The sequence below is a fragment of the Paraburkholderia sp. BR13444 genome (genome assembly GCF_040948755.1).
Taxonomy (GTDB): Bacteria; Pseudomonadota; Gammaproteobacteria; order Burkholderiales; family Burkholderiaceae; genus Paraburkholderia; species Paraburkholderia youngii.
The window spans coordinates 558395-576287 of the sequence record NZ_JBFPKM010000002.1 but is presented as its reverse complement, the minus strand read 5'-3'; the positions used below and the strand labels follow the sequence as shown (position 1 = coordinate 576287).

At 64.0% G+C, this 17893-nt stretch carries 19 protein-coding genes and 3 tRNA genes; 10 read left to right on the top strand and 12 right to left on the bottom strand.

Going from position 1 to position 17893, the window contains the following annotated elements:
• Positions 1–99: 99 nt before the first annotated feature.
• Positions 100–1509, top strand: coding sequence for a GTPase (locus AB3X95_RS07000; protein WP_368620969.1), 1410 nt, complete (start codon positions 100–102; stop codon positions 1507–1509).
• Positions 1510–1619: 110 nt separating this feature from the next.
• Here AB3X95_RS07000 and AB3X95_RS06995 read toward each other — a convergent pair whose 3' ends face one another.
• From AB3X95_RS06995 to AB3X95_RS06980, 4 genes are all read right to left on the bottom strand, one after another.
• Positions 1620–2255 carry a riboflavin synthase gene (locus AB3X95_RS06995; protein WP_184226352.1) on the bottom strand — a complete coding sequence of 212 codons (636 nt, stop codon included), beginning with the start codon at positions 2253–2255 and terminating at the stop codon, positions 1620–1622.
• Between the two features lie 15 nt (positions 2256–2270).
• Entirely contained in the window at positions 2271–3422 is a 1152-nt protein-coding gene (gene ribD / locus AB3X95_RS06990) for a bifunctional diaminohydroxyphosphoribosylaminopyrimidine deaminase/5-amino-6-(5-phosphoribosylamino)uracil reductase RibD (protein WP_176369041.1), read from the bottom strand.
• Between the two features lie 63 nt (positions 3423–3485).
• Positions 3486–4769: a glutamate-1-semialdehyde 2,1-aminomutase gene (gene hemL / locus AB3X95_RS06985; protein ID WP_184226351.1), complete on the bottom strand. Its 1284-nt coding sequence runs from the start codon at positions 4767–4769 to the stop codon at positions 3486–3488.
• A gap of 157 nt (positions 4770–4926) precedes the next feature.
• On the bottom strand, positions 4927–5403 hold the full coding sequence (locus AB3X95_RS06980; RefSeq protein WP_176124407.1) for a hypothetical protein: 477 nt from the start codon (positions 5401–5403) through the stop codon (positions 4927–4929).
• A 203-nt stretch (positions 5404–5606) separates the two neighbouring features.
• Here AB3X95_RS06980 and AB3X95_RS06975 point away from each other — a divergent pair, with 203 nt between their 5' ends.
• The 3 genes from AB3X95_RS06975 (at position 5607) to AB3X95_RS06965 (ending at position 7713) form a co-directional block, all read left to right on the top strand.
• The gene (locus AB3X95_RS06975; protein WP_368620968.1) at positions 5607–6827 is read left to right on the top strand and encodes a Bcr/CflA family multidrug efflux MFS transporter; all 1221 of its coding nucleotides are present in this window, start codon (positions 5607–5609) and stop codon (positions 6825–6827) included.
• 214 nt (positions 6828–7041) lie between these two features.
• Complete coding sequence (locus AB3X95_RS06970) at positions 7042–7272, top strand: hypothetical protein (protein WP_176105316.1); 231 nt, start codon at positions 7042–7044, stop codon at positions 7270–7272.
• A gap of 75 nt (positions 7273–7347) precedes the next feature.
• Complete coding sequence (locus tag AB3X95_RS06965; protein ID WP_368620967.1) at positions 7348–7713, top strand: RidA family protein; 366 nt, start codon at positions 7348–7350, stop codon at positions 7711–7713.
• 224 nt (positions 7714–7937) lie between these two features.
• Here the strand turns inward: AB3X95_RS06965 and AB3X95_RS06960 are convergent, their stop codons facing one another.
• From AB3X95_RS06960 to rph, 6 genes are all read right to left on the bottom strand, one after another.
• The gene (locus AB3X95_RS06960) at positions 7938–8357 is read right to left on the bottom strand and encodes a DUF4279 domain-containing protein (RefSeq protein WP_368620966.1); all 420 of its coding nucleotides are present in this window, start codon (positions 8355–8357) and stop codon (positions 7938–7940) included.
• A gap of 9 nt (positions 8358–8366) precedes the next feature.
• Entirely contained in the window at positions 8367–8489 is a 123-nt protein-coding gene (locus AB3X95_RS06955) for a hypothetical protein (RefSeq protein ID WP_368620965.1), read from the bottom strand.
• A gap of 320 nt (positions 8490–8809) precedes the next feature.
• Positions 8810–8899, bottom strand: a tRNA-Ser gene (locus tag AB3X95_RS06950).
• 55 nt (positions 8900–8954) lie between these two features.
• Complete coding sequence (gene hemW / locus AB3X95_RS06945; protein ID WP_368620964.1) at positions 8955–10184, bottom strand: radical SAM family heme chaperone HemW; 1230 nt, start codon at positions 10182–10184, stop codon at positions 8955–8957.
• The gene (gene rdgB / locus AB3X95_RS06940; protein ID WP_176369068.1) at positions 10181–10786 is read right to left on the bottom strand and encodes an RdgB/HAM1 family non-canonical purine NTP pyrophosphatase; all 606 of its coding nucleotides are present in this window, start codon (positions 10784–10786) and stop codon (positions 10181–10183) included. Before rdgB ends, hemW begins: the two co-directional genes overlap by 4 nt.
• Positions 10787–10839: 53 nt before the next feature.
• The gene (gene rph, locus AB3X95_RS06935; protein WP_176124402.1) at positions 10840–11577 is read right to left on the bottom strand and encodes a ribonuclease PH; all 738 of its coding nucleotides are present in this window, start codon (positions 11575–11577) and stop codon (positions 10840–10842) included.
• Positions 11578–11914: 337 nt separating this feature from the next.
• On the opposite strand from rph, the gene AB3X95_RS06930 reads away from it, so the two are divergent.
• The 5 genes from AB3X95_RS06930 to AB3X95_RS06910 all read left to right on the top strand — a co-directional run bounded on the left by AB3X95_RS06930 (position 11915) and on the right by AB3X95_RS06910 (position 16871).
• Complete coding sequence (locus AB3X95_RS06930; RefSeq protein ID WP_184226346.1) at positions 11915–12838, top strand: YicC/YloC family endoribonuclease; 924 nt, start codon at positions 11915–11917, stop codon at positions 12836–12838.
• Between the two features lie 19 nt (positions 12839–12857).
• Entirely contained in the window at positions 12858–13541 is a 684-nt protein-coding gene (gene gmk / locus AB3X95_RS06925; protein ID WP_176124400.1) for a guanylate kinase, read from the top strand.
• Positions 13542–13601: 60 nt separating this feature from the next.
• A complete protein-coding gene (rpoZ, locus tag AB3X95_RS06920) occupies positions 13602–13805 on the top strand; it encodes a DNA-directed RNA polymerase subunit omega (protein WP_008921215.1) in 204 nt (67 codons plus the stop codon).
• Between the two features lie 99 nt (positions 13806–13904).
• The gene (locus AB3X95_RS06915) at positions 13905–16265 is read left to right on the top strand and encodes a bifunctional (p)ppGpp synthetase/guanosine-3',5'-bis(diphosphate) 3'-pyrophosphohydrolase (RefSeq protein WP_176124399.1); all 2361 of its coding nucleotides are present in this window, start codon (positions 13905–13907) and stop codon (positions 16263–16265) included.
• Between the two features lie 120 nt (positions 16266–16385).
• Positions 16386–16871 (top strand): phage protein NinX family protein, encoded by a 486-nt coding sequence (locus AB3X95_RS06910; protein WP_176105324.1) that lies wholly within the window; start codon positions 16386–16388, stop codon positions 16869–16871.
• A 66-nt stretch (positions 16872–16937) separates the two neighbouring features.
• Here the strand turns inward: AB3X95_RS06910 and AB3X95_RS06905 are convergent.
• Positions 16938–17014: transfer RNA gene (locus tag AB3X95_RS06905), tRNA-Arg, on the bottom strand.
• A 74-nt stretch (positions 17015–17088) separates the two neighbouring features.
• Positions 17089–17165, bottom strand: a tRNA-Arg gene (locus AB3X95_RS06900).
• Between the two features lie 123 nt (positions 17166–17288).
• Between AB3X95_RS06900 and greB the strand changes: the two genes are divergently transcribed.
• A complete protein-coding gene (greB, locus tag AB3X95_RS06895) occupies positions 17289–17858 on the top strand; it encodes a transcription elongation factor GreB (protein WP_176105325.1) in 570 nt (189 codons plus the stop codon).
• Positions 17859–17893 lie beyond the last annotated feature (35 nt).

Below are 17893 nucleotides of genomic sequence, written 5' to 3'. Positions count from 1 at the left end.
ACGAGGGGGCGCCGTGGCGACACGGCCGCCGCCTTTCGTTGCCAACGGCCGGCAGTCCAGTCGGCCGGACCAATCCCCTGAAGCGTCGAGGAGTCGACGGTGTCGAGCAAACTTCGTGAGCAGGCAGCGCACGATGTCGCGTCCGTGCTGCCCGAGCGGGCCCACGATCTGGCGCGCCTGCTGATTCTGATCGACGACAGTGAACCGGTCGTCACCGTCGTCGGCAAATACAACCACGGCAAGAGCAGCCTGCTCAACGAGGTGTTGGGCCGCGATGCGTTCGCGGTGTCCGACCGGCGCGAAACGGTGCGCCTGTCCGACAGAGTGCACCAGGGCGTGCGCTGGCTCGACGCGCCGGGACTCGACGCCGACGTCGGCAGCGAAGACGACCGCGAAGCGTTGCGCGCCGCGTGGCTGAAGTCCGACATTCGCCTGTTCGTGCACGCCGCGAAGGAGGGCGAGCTCGATGCGAAGGAACTGACGCTGCTGACCGAGCTCGACGCCGATCGCGTCAGGACCGGGCGGCAGACGCTGTTCGTGCTGTCACAAGTCGACCAGCTCCCCGACGACGCCGCGTTGCGGAACATCGGCGCAGCGATCGACCGGCAGATGCCCGGCATCACGCTGAACGCGGTGTCGTCGATGCGACATCGCAAGGGGCTCAACGGCGGCAAGAACCTGCTGCTTGAAAAAAGCGGCATCCCCGCGCTGCAAACCGCGTTGCGCGCGGAACTCGCGCGTGTGCCGGATGCGCGCGCTCACGAAACCACGCTGCTGATCGGCGAAATCCGCGACGAACTGCAACGGCTGCGCGCGGCACGGCTGACGTCGCTGGAGATTCTGCGCACCACGCAGCAGCAACAAAAGCAGGCCTTCGATCGGAGCCTCGCGGCCGTCATCGACAAAGTCAGCGGGGACATCGGCGCGATGTTGAATGCGCTCGGCACCGATCACGCGATCGTGCCCGATACCGCGAAGGACGCCTACGCGATCACCGCGGGCAAACTGGAGCGCGCGCGCATCCAGATCGCCTACTCGCGCGCGTGCATCGAGATTGATGCGATGCTGGCCGGGCACGGTGTCATCGGTCTGCCGGCGGACCAGCACACCGCGGCGAAAAGCCTGAACTCGGTGATGATCGCGGTGATGGGCGTGTCGGTGAAGTTTCGCAAGGATCTGCGCCGCATGTTCTGCGAAGCGACGGGACGCGAACGCATGCAGCGCCAGTTCACGCACTACTACGCCGGTATCGACGATATCGTCGTCGAGCGTACGGGTGCAGATGGACTGGTTCGCGAAGTTGCGGGCGTCGACTATGGCCGCCTTCACGCGGCGCTCAGCCGCGCGATTCGCGAGTGCGTGCTGAGTCTGTCCAGCCATGCCGAGCAACGGTGCCGCGCGTCGATCGCTCAGTTGATGAAGCTCGCGCGGCGTCTTGAAGCGTCGTTAGCGACGCATGAGGAAGGCTTGCTCGATCTGAAGTCGCAGGTGCGATCGGAATCTGTCTGACGCGCCGTGCAAATGCCCGGCGTCGGCGTGATCGTGAACGACCGCGGTGTCTCACCGTTCTCATTGCGCGGCATCGGATCGGGGCGCTTGACCGCCTCGACGGCGCGTGACTACTTCAACGATTGATCGCCATCGCGCGGCGCATTGAGCATTCGCTCGACATAGCGTGCAATCAGATCGATTTCCAGATTCACTTTCACGCCATCGCGCAGATGCTTGAGCGCCGTCACCTGCACGGTATGCGGAATCAGATTGATCGAAAACTCGCAGCCGTCGTCGCGATCAGCGACGGAGTTCACGGTCAGGCTCACGCCGTTGACCGTAATCGAACCCTTGTACGCGAGATAGCGGCCGATGTCGCGCGGCGCGAGAATGCGCAGCTCGTGCGATTCGCCGACCGGCGCGAAACGCGTGACGGTACCGAGCCCGTCGACGTGTCCGGACACGATATGTCCGCCGAGCCGGTCATGCGCGCGCAGCGCTTTCTCGAGATTGACCTCGCCGGTTTCGCCGAGACCGGCCGTGCGGTTCAGGCTTTCGCGCGATACGTCGACTTCGAACGAATGAGCGGTCTTCGCGACCACCGTCATGCAGGCGCCCTGGATCGTGATGCTGTCGCCGAGCTGCACGTCGGCGAGGTCGAGGCCGCCGGCTTCGACGTTCAGGCGTACGCCCGCATCGCCGCCCGCGCCGAGCGGCTTGACTGATTCGATGCGGCCCACTGCCGCGACGATTCCTGTAAACATCGTGCTAATCCTTGATCATTTCGAAACGGTGGGGGACACGGCGTCTGTCCCGGGTACGTTTGGCTGTGCGAAGCGCGCGAGGATGCGCAGGTCGTCGCCGATCCGCTCGACCGTGTGGAAATTGAGCTTCACACGGTCTTCGAGCAGGTCGGGCGCGTCCAGATTGAACATGCTCATCGAGTCCACGCCGAGCAGGCTCGGCGCCAGATAGACGAGCAGTTCATCGACGCAGCCTTCGCGCAGCAGCGAGCCGTTCAGCTTGTAGCCGGCTTCAACGTGCAATTCGTTCACGTTGCGCTCGCCGAGCACACTCAGCATGCGCGGCAGATCCACTTTGCCGAACGCGTTCGGCAGCGGCACGATCTCGGCGCCGCGCTCGCGCAGCGCAACCGCGCGTTCTTCGAGACGCGCATCGAGCTCGCCGCAGAAGATCAGCGTCGGCGCGCCGGCCAGGATCTGCGCGTCGAGCGGCACGTCGAGCTGGCTGTCGATCAGCACGCGGTGCGGCTGGCGCGGCGTATCGACCGCCCGCACGGTCATGCGCGGATTGTCTTCGCGCACGGTGCCGATGCCCGTCAGGATCGCCGACGCGCGCGCACGCCACGCATGACCGTCGGCGCGCGCGGCCGCGCTCGTGATCCACTGGCTCTCACCCGAAGGCAAGCCGGTGCGGCCATCGAGCGATGCCGCCACCTTCATGCGCACCCACGGACGGCCGCGCGTCATGCGCGACACGAAGCCGATGTTCAGCTCGCGCGCTTCGTTTGCGAGCAGCCCGCAGCGCACTTCGATACCGGCTTCGCGCAGCATCGCGAGTCCGCGGCCGGACACCTGTGGATTGGGATCTTCCATCGCCGCGATCACGCGGCCGATCTGTGCTTCGATCAGCGCGCTGGCGCACGGCGGCGTGCGGCCGAAATGGCTGCACGGTTCGAGCGTCACGTAGGCGGTCGCGCCGCGCAGGTCGTGGCCGCGCGAGCGCGCGTCCTTCAGCGCGCGAATCTCGGCGTGATCCTGGCCGGCCGGCTGCGTGTAGCCTTCGCCGATCACCTCGCCGTTTCTGACGAGCACGCAACCGACCCGCGGATTCGGGTCGGTCGTGTACATGCCGCGCTTCGCAAGCGCGAGCGCGCGTTCCATATGGACGAAATCGGTTTGCGAGAACATCGGTGTCCGTTGTGGTGCGGTGTCTGGGTCGTGCGGGTTGCGGCTTTTGCTTGAAGTCCGGGTTCAGCCCTTCAACGCTGCGAACGCGCCGCGCGCGGCGTCGATCGTCGCGTCGATCACTGCGTCGTCGTGCGCGCTCGACACGAAGCCCGCCTCATACGCGGACGGCGCGAAGTACACGCCCGCGTCGAGCATCTTGTGGAAGAACGCGTTGAAGCGCGGCACATCGCTCTTCGTGACGTCGGCGAAGCTCGTCGGGATCGATTCGCGGAAGTAGATGCCGAACATGCCGCCGAGCGCGTCCGCGGCGAACGGCACGTTTGCTTCGCGGGCGACCTGCGCGAGCCCTTGCGCGAGACGCGTGGTGTGTGCGGCGAGCGTGTCGTAGAAGCCGGGCGCCTGGATCAGCTGCAGCGTCTTCAGGCCGGCCGCGACCGCGATCGGATTGCCCGACAGCGTGCCCGCCTGATAGACGCCGCCGAGCGGCGCGAGGTGAGCCATGATGTCGCGCCGTCCGCCGAACGCCGCCGCCGGCATGCCGCCGCCGATCACCTTGCCGAGGCACGTAAGGTCCGGCGTGATGCCGTAGAGCTGCTGCGCGCCGCCGAGCGCAACGCGGAAGCCGCACATCACTTCGTCGAAGATCAGCACCGAGCCGTACTCGGTGCACAGGCGCCGCAGCGCCTGCAGGAATTCGGGGGTCGCGCGCACGAGGTTCATATTGCCCGCAACCGGCTCGACGATCACCGAGGCGATCTCGTTGCCGAACGCCTTGAACGCTTCTTCGAGCTCGGCGACGTTGTTGTATTCGAGCACGGTGGTGTGCTTCGCGATATCGACCGGCACGCCCGCCGAGGTCGGATTGCCGAAGGTCAGGAGGCCCGAGCCAGCCTTGACGAGCAGGCTGTCCGCATGGCCGTGATAGCAGCCTTCGAACTTGACGATGCGGCTGCGGTTCGTGAAGCCGCGCGCGAGACGCAGCGCGCTCATCGTCGCCTCGGTGCCGCTCGACACCATGCGCACCTGTTCGATCGACGGCACCAGCTTGCAGATTTCCTCGGCGATCTGGACTTCCGACTCGGTCGGTGCGCCGAACGAGAAGCCATTCACGAGCACGCGCTGCACGGCTTCGAGCACTTCGGGATGAACGTGGCCGAGGATCATGGGACCCCACGAGCCGATGTAGTCGGTATAGCGCTGGCCGTCCGCGTCCCAGAAGTACGGGCCTTGCGCGCGCTCGATGAAGCGCGGCGTGCCGCCGACGGAACGGAAAGCGCGCACCGGCGAATTCACGCCGCCGGGGATCGTGCGTTGCGCGCGTTCGAAGAGGGTTTCGTTTCTGGACATGGCGATGGCTGGAATAGGGAGCAAGGGTTGCGCAGCGGCGCAAAGGGCCTCGGACGATTCCCGCGGACACTTCGCGCGATGCTGGGATGGATCGAGAAATTGTACCGGACTCGGCGCCGGCGGGCTGTGCGCGCGGGCGGCCGCGGCGGCGGGAATTTCAGGCCTGGCTGCCCGGTGCGGGCAGCGCCGGCGGCTTGCGCTTGCCGGTCAATTCGGCCCAGCGCTTCTCCAGCGCGCCTTCGGCGATGGGCTTGATGATCGTGCCCGAGCTTTGCGCATCCCACGTCTGCACCGAGAACGGATGCACACGCAGCTGATCGCGCGGGATGACCGGCGCGTGATGCGCATCGACGAGCCAGTCGTAGACGAAGTCGATGCACAGACGGTAGCCGCGTTTGGTCGACGCGTCGGGGACTTCGTACGGCGCGCGCGTCACGTAGCCCGAACCGAAGATGCCCTTCGGCTCCTGCGCGACGCGATGCAGGAACACGCGGTCGCCTGGCAGGATGCCGCGCGCGAAGCCGCAGCCCCATGCGTCGGTCACCGCTTCGCCGGCGGCCACGCGTTTGGCGATGTCGGGCAGCTCGGGCCACGGCCATTTTTTGGGGCTCCAGATCAGCAGAAAGGCGGTCATCGCGGGTTCGAACGGGATCGGGGGAAGGGGGTGGGCATGCAGGCGGCAGCTTAACCGATCGACGGTGTTTGCGCCGCGCGGCGCTGCCTCGCGCACAGTCAGCGGGTTAACCGTCGCGTACAATCGAGCCGGTCAGTTGATGGCCGTTCCCGCTTCACCCGTTCCGCTGCCGATGCCGGCGCGGCGTTCCATCCGGATTTCCCATGTCTCACGTCGTCAAACGCCGGCCCGATGGCCGGCTGATCTTGTTGCTCGGCGCGCTGGCCGCGTGCGGGCCGATTTCCATCGACATGTATCTGCCGAGCCTGCCGACCATCGCGCAGGCCTTCGCGGTCGGCACGGGCGCCGCGCAATCGACGTTGACCAGCTTCATGTTCGGCTTCTCGATCGGCATGCTGCTGTACGGTCCGCTGTCCGATACGTACGGCCGCCGGCCGATCCTGCTCGGCGGCATCATCATGTATGCGCTCGCGAGCATCGCCTGCGCGCTGTCGATCTCGATCGGCTCGCTGGTCGGCTTTCGCTTCGTGCAGGCGTTGGGCGCGGGGGCGGCGTCGGTGCTGGCTCGCGCGATCGCGCGCGACGCGCACGAGCCCGGCGATGCGGCGCGCGTACTGTCGATGATCGCGATCGTCACGGCGATCGGTCCGCTGCTCGCGCCGCTGATCGGCGGACAGTTGCTGCTGCTGGGCGGCTGGCGCGCGGTATTCGTGGCGCTGACGCTGTTCGGGGCCGTGTGCGCGGTGACCGCATTCCTGAAGGTGCCGGAGACGTGGCCGCGCGAGATGCGCGCGCAGTCGGCGCTGCTGAAGTCGTTCGGCGCGTATGGCACGCTGCTGCGCGATCCGGTCGCGTGGGGACATATGTTGTGTGGCGGCATGGCATTCGCGTCGATGTTCGCGTACATCACGGCGACGCCGTTCGTCTACATCGAGTATTTCCACGTGTCCGCGCAGCACTATGGCTTCCTGTTCGCGCTGAATATCGTCGGCATCATGTTCGGCAATTACCTGAACACGCGGTTCGTCGGCCGGCTCGGGCCGGTGCCGATCATCTCGTTTGCGGCGAGCGTGAGCTTCGTCGCGTCGCTGTTCGTGTCCGTCGTGTCGCTGACGGGGTGGGGCGGCTTGTGGTCGATCGTGTTTGGCCTCTTTTTCGTCGTCAGCGTGGTGGGCGTGTTGTCCGCCAACTGCACGACCGATCTGATGCATCGCTATCCGGTCAACGCAGGTGCCGCGGCGGCCGTGTTCGGCGCGGTGCAGCTCGCGCTGGGCGCGTTGTCGAGCCTCGCGGTCGGACTGTGGCAGGACGGCACGCCGAAGGGCATGGGCATCGTGGTCGGCGTGGCGGGCTGCCTGTGCTTTGTCGGACGCAGGCTCGTGATGCGCTGGAACGGGACGAAGTCGCCGGTTGCGGCTGTGTAGCGTGTGCGGTTTGAGTATTGAGGTCGAGCACTGCGCGGGCGCTGTGAAAACGGCGTGAAAGCCGTATGACGCTCGTGATACACCGGCCGTCGGTACCGACCGACGCGTGAGTTCACCGGGCGCGCTCCGGAAAACACCTGGTGTTGCGCGCGCACCACCGTGCGTCGCGGTTTGCATTGCTATGATGAAGTCACTGTTCCTCGGAGCGGCAATCATGGCGATCAAAGACTTGATAAACGGCGAACGGCAATTTGCCGCATTCGCCGAAGCGCAACGGCTGGCCGACAGCGGCGCTTACTACGATTACACCGACATCGAATATGTGTTGCGCTTTGATCACGGGTTGACGGATGTATCGGCTCTGCTCGATAGCCAGCTGATGCATCGCGATCTGAATCGCCGTTGTGCGGATGCGCGCGAGAAGCTCGAGATCGCGGATGCGTGATGCGCGGTGTGCCCGTTTGCGCTGAATGAAGCACGGCGATGAACCGCTCCGGCAATTTCACTTCTGGAGTGGTTGATGACCGATAGCACGCACGCCGCACGCTTGCCTCACACCGACAATCCCGCCGCGCTGGCGAAACCCGGCGGTCACTACAGTCATGTGGCGGTCGCGAATGGCTTCGTCCTCGTGTCCGGGCAATTGCCGATCAATGCGCAAGGCGACAAGCTCGCCGATGCGTCCTTCGACGCGCAAGCCGAACAGGTTCTGGCCAATGTGAAGGCGGCGCTCGAAAGCGTCGGCAGCAGCGTCGTGCAATTGGTGCAGGTGCGCGTGTATGTCGTCGATGTCGAACATTGGGCGAGCTTCAATCAGATCTATGCGCGCTGGGCCGGTGAGGCAAAACCGGCGCGCGCGGTCGTACCGGTGCCGCAGTTGCACTAAGGGTTCAAGATCGAGGTTGAGGCGGTGGGGGTGGTTTAGTTCGGGGTGGTGCAAGCGAGTACCTGAAGCTTCGCAGGCTTTTCTCGTTTTCACGATCAGGTCCTGCCGAAGCACGCGGCAAAGGTCGAGCACCAACCGGCGATGCCTTGGCGCGACCCTTGCCGAACGGGCGCTTGCGCATACTGTGTCGAGCAAGGGATCGGCTTGTGCATTCGAGCGAGGCTCTATCGATATTCGTCAATCTCAACGGTGCCGCCCATGGCTTCCATCATGGTGCGGATATCGTCGGGCACATCAGGCACGCGGTCGCCGCTCTCGTTGTCCCAATAACAGAAGAAACGCATCTGTGCGCCAGTGCGCTTGAGCAATTCGGGCAGGTCCAATCGGGGCAATGCCAAGCGTTCGACAAGAGTGCGAAGGTGAGGCGCGAGAAGATCACTCTGAACATGCCCCTTGCTATCCACACTCCATACACCAATTCGAGCGGGGTACTTGCTAGTGCGCCCAGACGGTGTAGTGCGGAATTGCCTCCGAACGCTCTGCATGTCCGGTTCAACGCCAAAATAGTTTGTCCAGAATTCGGGCCGCTCCACGTCCTGATAGATAGTGAAAGAAGCATGTGCAAGTTGATGGGTCGTTACCATAACATTCCTTTAGGGTGCCCAACTGTGCATGTTGTCGATAATCACGCCGTTGAATTCCACGTCTCCATCGTCATGCCAGATCACGTTGTTGTCGCCGCGCAATTTGTTGTACTGCTTCATAGCGTGAAGCATGTCGCTGAACGTACATAGGTGTGTCGATGGTCTATCTGAAGCCGCTGCCGGGTTGACAGCAGTCAGATAAGTACCGTGAGACAGGCAGTCCGTACATGGGCGACCGCCCAAAATCTCCACGGGTTTCGACGAAACAGATAAAAGCGCCCGCAAGAACATTGCGATTTTTCGCGCCCGTAGTGCGGTTGCTCGCGGGGAGCGACCGTACCTCTCGTCTATGATCTTTCCAGTCGCTGACGGCACTCGCGCAGCGGATCATCGGGATAAGAAAAACAAAAACCCCGTAAGTCGCTGAACTTACGGGGTTTTTCTTGAAAGACTGGCGGAGGCGGTGAGATTCGAACTCACGGAAGGATTGCTCCTTCGCCGGTTTTCAAGACCGGTGCCTTAAACCACTCGGCCACACCTCCAAGCCGCGAATTGTAACCTGGAAAGACTTCGCTGCCGAGTCCAGGCGAGTCACCATCACTGCGGATCTTTCAGAAACAGCGCTTGCAGATCGTTCAGGAACGCCTGCCCAAGCGGCGTCGGCGCAATTCGTTCGTGGTCGCGCGTAATCAGCTTGCGCCGTTCCGCTTCCTGCAACGCGGGTTCGATCGTCGTGATCGACAGACCCGTGCGCTCGATGAACCGATGCACCGGAAACCCTTCCACCAGGCGCAGCGCGTTCAGCATGAACTCGAACGGCAGATCGCGTGGCCCGACCTCGTGCTCTTCCTGCACGCTTGCCCCGGCCTTGGCCTGCTCGATGAACGTGGTCGGATGTTTGTAGCGCGCCTGACGCACGATGCGATTCGGAAACGACAGCTTCGTATGCGCGCCCGCGCCGATGCCGAGATAGTCGCCGAAACGCCAGTAGTTCAGATTGTGTTTGCTCTGCCGATGCGGCCGCGCATACGCGGACACCTCGTAGCGCTCATAGCCGGCTTCGGCGGTGCGTTGATGAATCCAGTCCTGCATGTCCGCGGACGCGTCGTCGTCGGGCAGCGCGGGCGGGAACTTGGCGAACAGCGTGTTCGGTTCGAGCGTCAGGTGATACAGCGACAGATGCGGCGGTGCAAACGACAACGCCGTTTCGACGTCGGCCTGGCATTCGGCGAGCGTTTGCCTGGGCAGCGCGAACATCAGGTCGAGGTTGAAGTTGTCGAACGTGGTCGCGGCGACTTCGACCGCGTGGCGCGCTTGCGCCGCGTCGTGAATGCGGCCGAGCGCCTTCAGATGCGTTTCGTTGAAACTCTGGATGCCCACCGACAGCCGGTTCACGCCGCTCGCGCGAAACTGCGCGAACTTGTCGGCTTCGAACGTGCCGGGGTTCGCTTCGAGCGTGATTTCCGCGTCGGCGTCGAGGGGCAGCAAAGCGCGAATATCCGACAGCATGCGATCGAGCCCCGCCGCCGACAGCAAACTCGGCGTGCCCCCGCCGATGAACACCGTATGCACCTGGCGGCCCCAGATCAGTGGCAACGCCATTTCCAGATCGGCGCGCAGCGCGGCGAGGTAGTCGTTCTCCGGGAACGTTTCGCCCTTCCACTCATGCGAATTGAAGTCGCAGTACGGGCACTTGCGCACGCACCACGGAAAATGCACGTACAGCGCGAGCGGCGGCAGGGACGTCAAACGGATGCCGCCTGGCGACGTGAATGCCTTGACGACACCGTTGCCGATGTCCGCCGGTGTCGATCGGATCGGAATCACGCTTCCTCCGACAGGCGAGCGAGCAGTTGCCGCAGCGCGATCGCGCGATGACTGCTGGCGTTCTTGACCGCTGGCTCGAGCTCGGCGGCGCTCGCGTTAAGCGAGGGCAGATAGAAGTACGGGTCGTAACCGAAGCCATGTTCGCCGCGCGGCGCGTCGAGGATTTCGCCATGCCAGCGGCCTTCGGCGATCAGCGGTTCGGGATCGTCCGCGTGACGCACGAGGGCGAGCACGCAGTAGTAATAGCCGCGCCGATCGCTCGCGCTCCGCAGTTCTTCGACGAGTCGCGCGTTGTTCGCCGCGTCGCTTTTCTCGCCGCCGGCGAGTTGCGCGAAGCGGGCCGAGTAGACGCCCGGCGCGCCGCGCAGTGCACGCACGCAAAGGCCCGAGTCGTCGGCGAGCGCGGGCAGGCCGGTCAGCTTCGCCGCGTGACGAGCCTTGGCGAGCGCGTTTTCGACGAAGGTGGGGTGCGGCTCTTCCGCTTCCGGTACATTGAGCGCGCCTTGCGGGATCAACTCGATGCCGGCCGCGCCGAGCAGCGCCGCGAATTCGCGCAGCTTGCCCGCGTTGTTCGACGCGAGCACGACTTTTTTCAACGGCATGCCCGACGTTATGCCGAGAGCATCGTTCCCGCCGCCGTCCTGACGAACCTCATTCACTGCTGCACTCCCAGCGCTTCTTTCTGCTTCGCGATCAGCGTGCTGATGCCGTCGCTCGCGAGATCGAGCAGCGCATTCATTTCTTCGCGCGAGAACGCCACGCCTTCCGCGGTACCCTGAATTTCGACGAAGCCGCCCGCGCCCGTCATCACGACGTTCATGTCGGTGTCGCACTGCGAGTCTTCGTCGTAGTCGAGGTCGAGCACCGGCACGCCGTCGTACACGCCGACCGAAATCGCGGCGACGTAATCCGTGATCGGCGAGCTTTCGATGCGGCCTGTGGCGAGCAATTTGGCGACCGCATCATGTGCGGCGACGAACGCGCCGGTGATGCTCGCGGTGCGCGTGCCGCCGTCGGCCTGGATCACGTCGCAGTCGAGATTGATCGTGCGCGCGCCGAGCTTCTCGAGATCGAACACCGAGCGCAGCGCGCGGCCGATCAGCCGCTGAATTTCCTGCGTGCGGCCGGTCTGTTTGCCGCGCGCGGCTTCGCGATCGCTGCGCGTATGCGTGGCGCGCGGCAGCATGCCGTATTCGGCGGTGAGCCAGCCCTGGCCGCGATCGCGCAGGAACGGCGGCACGCTCTCGCTGACGCTCGCGGTGCAGATCACCTTGGTGTCGCCGAACTCGACCAGCACCGAGCCCTCCGCATGCTTCGTGTAGTGACGCGTGATGCGCACGTCGCGCAACTGGTTGGGCTGGCGGCCGCTGGGGCGTGGGGTGTCGTTGCTCATGTCGGAATGGGTCGCGTTGTGTGCCGAAAGGCCGAAAGAGGGGCGGAGGAAAAACCCTAATTTTACCGCCGATCGAATCGGGCGGTTGCCCATACGCATAGCACACGAGCTTGCGGGCGATGAGCGCCGCTTGAGCACGCGAGAGTCATCGTAACGACGAGCGGCAATCCGTACCGTGAAAGCGGCCGCGTGCCGGGCCGCATCCGTGCTCGCTCACGAGCGGATGGCACCGCCAAAAATGGGATAATGCCGGTTCCCCGCCCCGCGTCTCGTACACGCCGGGCGATCCGCTTCTCAGGCCATCGTCGAACGCATGGCCGCAATCGCGAGATATACGATGATCTACAGCATGACTGGCTATGCGAGCGCCACGCGCGAACTCGTGGCGGCTTCGGGCACTGGCGGCGTCAGCGTGTCGGTCGAATTGCGCACGGTGAACTCGCGCTTTCTCGACCTGAACTTCCGCATGCCGGAAGACGTGCGCGTCGTCGAACCGACGCTGCGCGAAATGCTGATGAACAAGCTGTCGCGCGGCAAGGTCGACATTCGCGTGAATCTGCAGCGCAGCGAGCAGTCGGCGAACGCGGGCGCGATCAACCACGACGCGCTCGCGCAGCTCGCGCAGCTGGAACGCGCAGTGCTCGACGCGTTTCCGGAAGCCGGCCGTCTGCGTACTGGCGAAATTCTGCGCTGGCCGGGCGTGCTCGCCGAAAGCGGCATCGCGCCCGAGACGTTGCGCGACACGGTGCTCGCGTGCGGCAAGCAGGCCATTGCGGACCTGATCGACGTGCGTGCGCGCGAAGGCGCGCAACTCGCGACGATGCTGCTCGCCAACGTCACCGAAATGGAAACGATCGTCACGAAGATCACGCCGCTCGTGCCCGAGCTGATTGCACGGCATCAGCAGAAGATCGTCGAGCGTCTGCAGGAAGCGCTCGGCATCGCCGCACCGGACGCGGCCGTGACGATCGTGTCGCGCGAAGAGATCAACGAACGGATTCGCCAGGAAGTGACGATGTACGGGATTCGCATCGACATCGCCGAAGAGCTGTCGCGCCTTACCGCGCACCTGAACGAAACGCGTCACGTGATCGAGAAGGGCGGCAAGGTCGGCAAGCGGCTCGACTTCATGATGCAGGAGCTGAACCGCGAAGCGAACACGCTCGGTTCGAAGGCGGCGGCGAAGGAACTCGCGGATTCGTCGATGACGCTGAAACTACTGATCGAACAGATGCGCGAGCAGGTACAGAATCTCGAATAAGGCTGGAGCACTACACATCATGACCGACCATCATCCACGCGAAGCCGGCGCGCCGCGCCATCCGTACGCCGGCGCCTATCCCGGCAATCTGTTCATGGTCGTCGCGCCGTCGGGCGCGGGCAAGTCGACGCTCGTGAACGCGCTGCTCGCGGGCGACGACGCGATCCGTCTGTCGATCTCGTACACGACGCGCCCGCCGCGTCCGAAGGAGCAGGACGGCGAGCACTATCACTTCACGACCGTCGAAGACTTCATGCGGCGTCACGATGCGGGCGAGTTTCTCGAAAGCGCGGAAGTGCACGGCAACTACTACGGCACATCGCGCGTGTGGATCGAGGAGCAGATGAAAAACGGCCATGACGTGCTGCTCGAAATCGACTGGCAAGGCGCGCAGCAGGTGAAGAAGCAATTCCACAACGCGGTGGAGATTTTCATTCTGCCGCCGTCGCTCGAAGCGCTCGAAGAGCGTCTGAAAAAGCGCGGCCAGGACGAACCGAATGTGATCACGCGACGCCTGCTCGCGGCGGGCGGCGAGATCGCGCACGCGGCCGAAGCGGAGTACGTCGTGATCAACGAAAACTTCGATCGAGCGCTGGCTGAGTTGCAGTGCCTCGTCGGCGCGACGCGCTCGCGCTTCGCGTCGCAGTACGCGCGTCACAAGCAGCTTTTCATGCAGCTCGGCATCCACCTGCCGCACGCGTGAGCGCGGCGTGCCGTCAGGCACATAAGGTAGAATAAGCAACATACTGAGAAGGAACCCAACATGGCCCGCATTACCGTCGAAGACTGCCTCAAACAGATCCCGAACCGTTTCGAACTCGCGCTTGCCGCGACCTATCGCGCGCGTCAGCTCGCTCAAGGCCACACGCCGAAGATCGAAAGCCGCGACAAGCCCACCGTCCTCGCGCTGCGTGAAATCGCATCGGGTCAGGTCGGCGTCGAAATGCTGAAGAAGGTGCCGGTCTAAGGCGCACGGATTTTCGTTTTCGACTTGTCCGGTATTCGCCACACCGGATTGCTCAACGTGCAGAACTGTGTCCAACCCTGACCGCTACCGGAGGCGACCATGAGTGCTACCCCGCCCACCGCCACGGAAGCGGAACACGACACCGACGCGCCGTCGTCTGCACGCAAGTACATCGACGCGGTCCTCGAGCAATCGTTTCGTCATCTGTTCGGGCCGACCGCCACGCCGGAGCAGCCGCGCCGGCATGACGTCGTCTCCATCGCCAATCTGACGTCCGCGCTGTCCGGCTATCTGCCGCCGGAAGAAATCAAGGACATCAAGGCGGCGTTCCACTTCAGCGACGAAGCCCACCTCGGCCAGTATCGCCAGAGCGGCGAACCCTACATCACGCATCCGGTCGCCGTCGCGGAAATCTGCGCGGGCTGGAATCTCGACGCCCAGGCGATCATGGCCGCGCTGTTGCACGACGTGATGGAAGACCAGGGCGTGACCAAAGCGGAGCTCGCCGAGCGCTTCGGCGCGAAGGTCGCAGAACTGGTCGACGGGTTGTCCAAGCTGGACAAGATGGAGTTTCGCAATCGCGAGGAAGCGCAGGCGGAGAACTTCCGCAAGATGCTGCTCGCGATGGCGCGCGACGTGCGCGTGATCCTCGTGAAGCTCGCCGACCGGCTGCACAACATGCGCACGCTCGGCGCGGTGCCGCCGGAGAAACGTCGCCGCGTGGCGCGCGAAACGCTCGACATCTACGCGCCGATCGCTCACCGGCTCGGCCTGAATAACACCTATCGCGAGCTGCAGGACCTGAGCTTCGCGAATTTCAACCCGCACCGTTACGCGACGCTCGAAAAAGCCGTGAAGGCGGCGCGCGGTAATCGTCGCGAGGTGGTCGGCAAGATTCTCGAATCGGTGCAGCGCGCGATTGCCGACGCAAAGCTCGACGCCGAAGTCACCGGTCGCGAGAAAACCATCTTCAGCATTTACAAGAAGATGCGCGACAAGCAGCTGTCGTTCTCGCAGGTGCTCGACGTGTATGGTTTTCGCGTGGTCGTCGACAGCGCGCTCGAGTGCTATACCTGCATCGGCGCGCTGCATGCGCTGTTCAAGCCTGTTCCGGGCAAGTTCAAGGATTACATCGCGATCCCCAAGGTGAACGGCTATCAGTCGCTGCATACCACGCTCGTCGGCCCGTTCGGCGCGCCGATCGAGTTTCAGGTGCGCACGCGCAAGATGCACGAGATCGCCGAGGCGGGCGTTGCCGCGCATTGGCTTTACAAGAACGGCAGCGCGGACCTCAACGACGTGCAAAAGCGCGCGCACCAGTGGCTGAAGTCGCTGCTCGACATTCAGAGCGAAGCGGGCGATTCGAGCGAATTCCTCGAGCACGTAAAGATCGACCTGTTCCCGGACGCGGTCTACGTGTTCACGCCGAAGTCGAAGATCATGGCGCTGCCGCGCGGCGCCACCGCGCTCGACTTCGCGTATTCGATCCACAGCGATCTCGGCAACCAGTGCGTCGCGGTGAAGATCAACAACGAGCTGCTGCCGTTGCGAACCGAACTGAAGAGCGGCGACATCGTCGAGGTCATCACGGCGCCGTATTCGAAACCGAACCCCGCATGGCTCGGCTTCGTGCGCAGCGGCAAGGCGCGCTCGGCGATCCGTCATTATCTGAAGACGATGCGCCTGAACGAGTCGGTGCAGCTCGGCGAGCGTCTCGTCGATCAGGCGTTGAAGGGCTACGGCCTCGCGCTGTCGGACGTGACGCCGGAAGCGTGGGAAAAGCTCGTGCAGTGGACGGGCAACAAGAACCGTCAGGAAATTTTCGCGGACATTGGTCTCGGCCGACGCGTCGCCGCGGTGATGGCCAAGCGCATCGAAGTGCTGATGAGCGGGCGCGACGGCGACGACGACGGCTCGCGCTCCGAGTCGGGCTCGACGCCGCATGCGCCGCCGGTCGTCATCACTGGTACCGAGGGCATGTCGGTGCAGCTGTCCGCGTGTTGCCGTCCGATTCCGGGCGACGACATCATGGGCTATATCGGCATCGGCCTCGGCATGGCGATCCACACCACCGACTGTCGCGTCGCGCAGCGTATCCACCGGCGCGATCCGGGGCGCTGGATCGACGTTGCGTGGGCGCCGCAGCCGGGGCGTCTGTTCGATGTCGCGGTGAAGGTGCTGGTCAAGAACACCAAGGGCGTATTCGCCCGCGTAGCGGCCGACATCACGTCGGCGGACGCGAACATCGTCCATATCGCGATGGACGAAGATCTGTCGCAGGAATCCACGATTCTGCGCTTCGTGATTCAGGTCAGCGATCGTGTGCATCTGGCCAATGTGATGCGGCGCGTGCGCACGAATCCCGACGTGATGCGCATCACGCGTGAGCGGCCGAGCGAAGAAGGGCATCACCGCCACGAGGGCGGCATGCGTATCGACCGCGAGCGCGCGGATTACTGAGCGGCTTCCGGCTGGGCGTCGGCGCGGCCTGGACTGGCGCTTCTCGCCAGTCTGGCATCTTTCGTGCAGCTCAGGATACAACTGAAGGCAAGTCTCACCTGAACCCCGGGGAGAACGCAGATGAACGTATCCGACCTCGCTGGCGTGGCGCTCGATTACTGGGTGGCGCGCAGCCTGCACGACTTCGTGCGCGAAATCTACTTTACCGATAGTGGCGAGACTGTTGCGATCCGCGGCAACGATCGTGGTCGTCCGTGGGACGGGCGCTTCACGCCTTGCGCGTCATGGGAAACGGCCGCCGTTGTGCTCGAGCGCGCGATACGGCTCGATGTGCGCGAGCAGAGCGAAAAAGGCGCGTTGTGCGTCGCGGAGTTCAAGGGCGGACAGCGGGCCTCGGAGGGGAGCGGCGACTCGCTGCGCATTGCTTTGCTGCGGGCGTTCGTCGCGAGCCATTTCGGCGATACCGTCGACGACGTGCTGCGCGAGCGCCAGGCACTGACCGGCATGCGGGCCGAGACGATCAGCGAGCAGACGGTAGGCGGGGTCGTCGAGGACTTGCCGCACCCGGACGGGCAGATTGGGGATATCCAGTCGCCGCCGCGTTGAGCTGGCGCACAGGGTATGGTGCGCCAGAAAAACAAAGGGCCTTCCGACTGGAAGGCCCTTCATAGGTGGCGCGGCTGGCAGGATTCGAACCCACGACCCCTTGGTTCGTAGCCAAGTACTCTATCCAACTGAGCTACAGCCGCACGCAAAACGGTGATGCTTACTGCAAAAACCGGTGAAACCTGAGAACGCCCGGCAACGAAGTTCTCGAATAAGGTGGCGCGGCTGGCAGGATTCGAACCCACGACCCCTTGGTTCGTAGCCAAGTACTCTATCCAACTGAGCTACAGCCGCACACAGAAACGAGATTATAGCCAACGGAATTGAAAAATGGAAGCCCATCACGGCGATTTGTGTCGCGGGCGCGATCGTGTAACCTCCTATCAGGTTGTTGCTAGCTGCTGTTAATGGATGATTATGAACAAGGCCTTTGTCAAAGAGTCGAGCGAGGACAACGACGACGATCTCGACGTCACCCAGCCCGACGTGCCCGCAGGCACCAAAAATTACATGACTCCCGCCGGTCATCGGCGTATGCGCGATGAGTTGCTGCATCTGATCGATGTCGAGCGGCCCGAGGTCGTCAAGCTCGTGTCGTGGGCGGCGTCGAACGGCGACCGCTCGGAGAATGGCGACTACATCTACGGCAAACGACGTTTGCGCGAAATTGACCGGCGCATCCGTTTCCTGACGAAGCGGCTCGATCTGGCCGAGGTCGTCGATAGCAGCCAGCAGGAAAACCTCGACCAGGTGTTCTTCGGCGCGACGGTCGACTATGCGACCGAGGACGGCGAAGAGCATAAGGTGACGATCGTCGGTGTCGACGAGGTCGACCTGGACATTGGGCACGTGAGCTGGATTTCGCCCATTGCGCGTGCGCTGCTGAAGGCCAAGGTCGGCGATACGGTCACGCTGTTCACGCCGGCCGGCCCTCAGCCGATCGACATTCTCGACGTCAAGTACCCGCCACCTGATGCCGACCGCTAGGGCGCTGGCAGGAGCACGCAAAGTCTGGCGAAAGA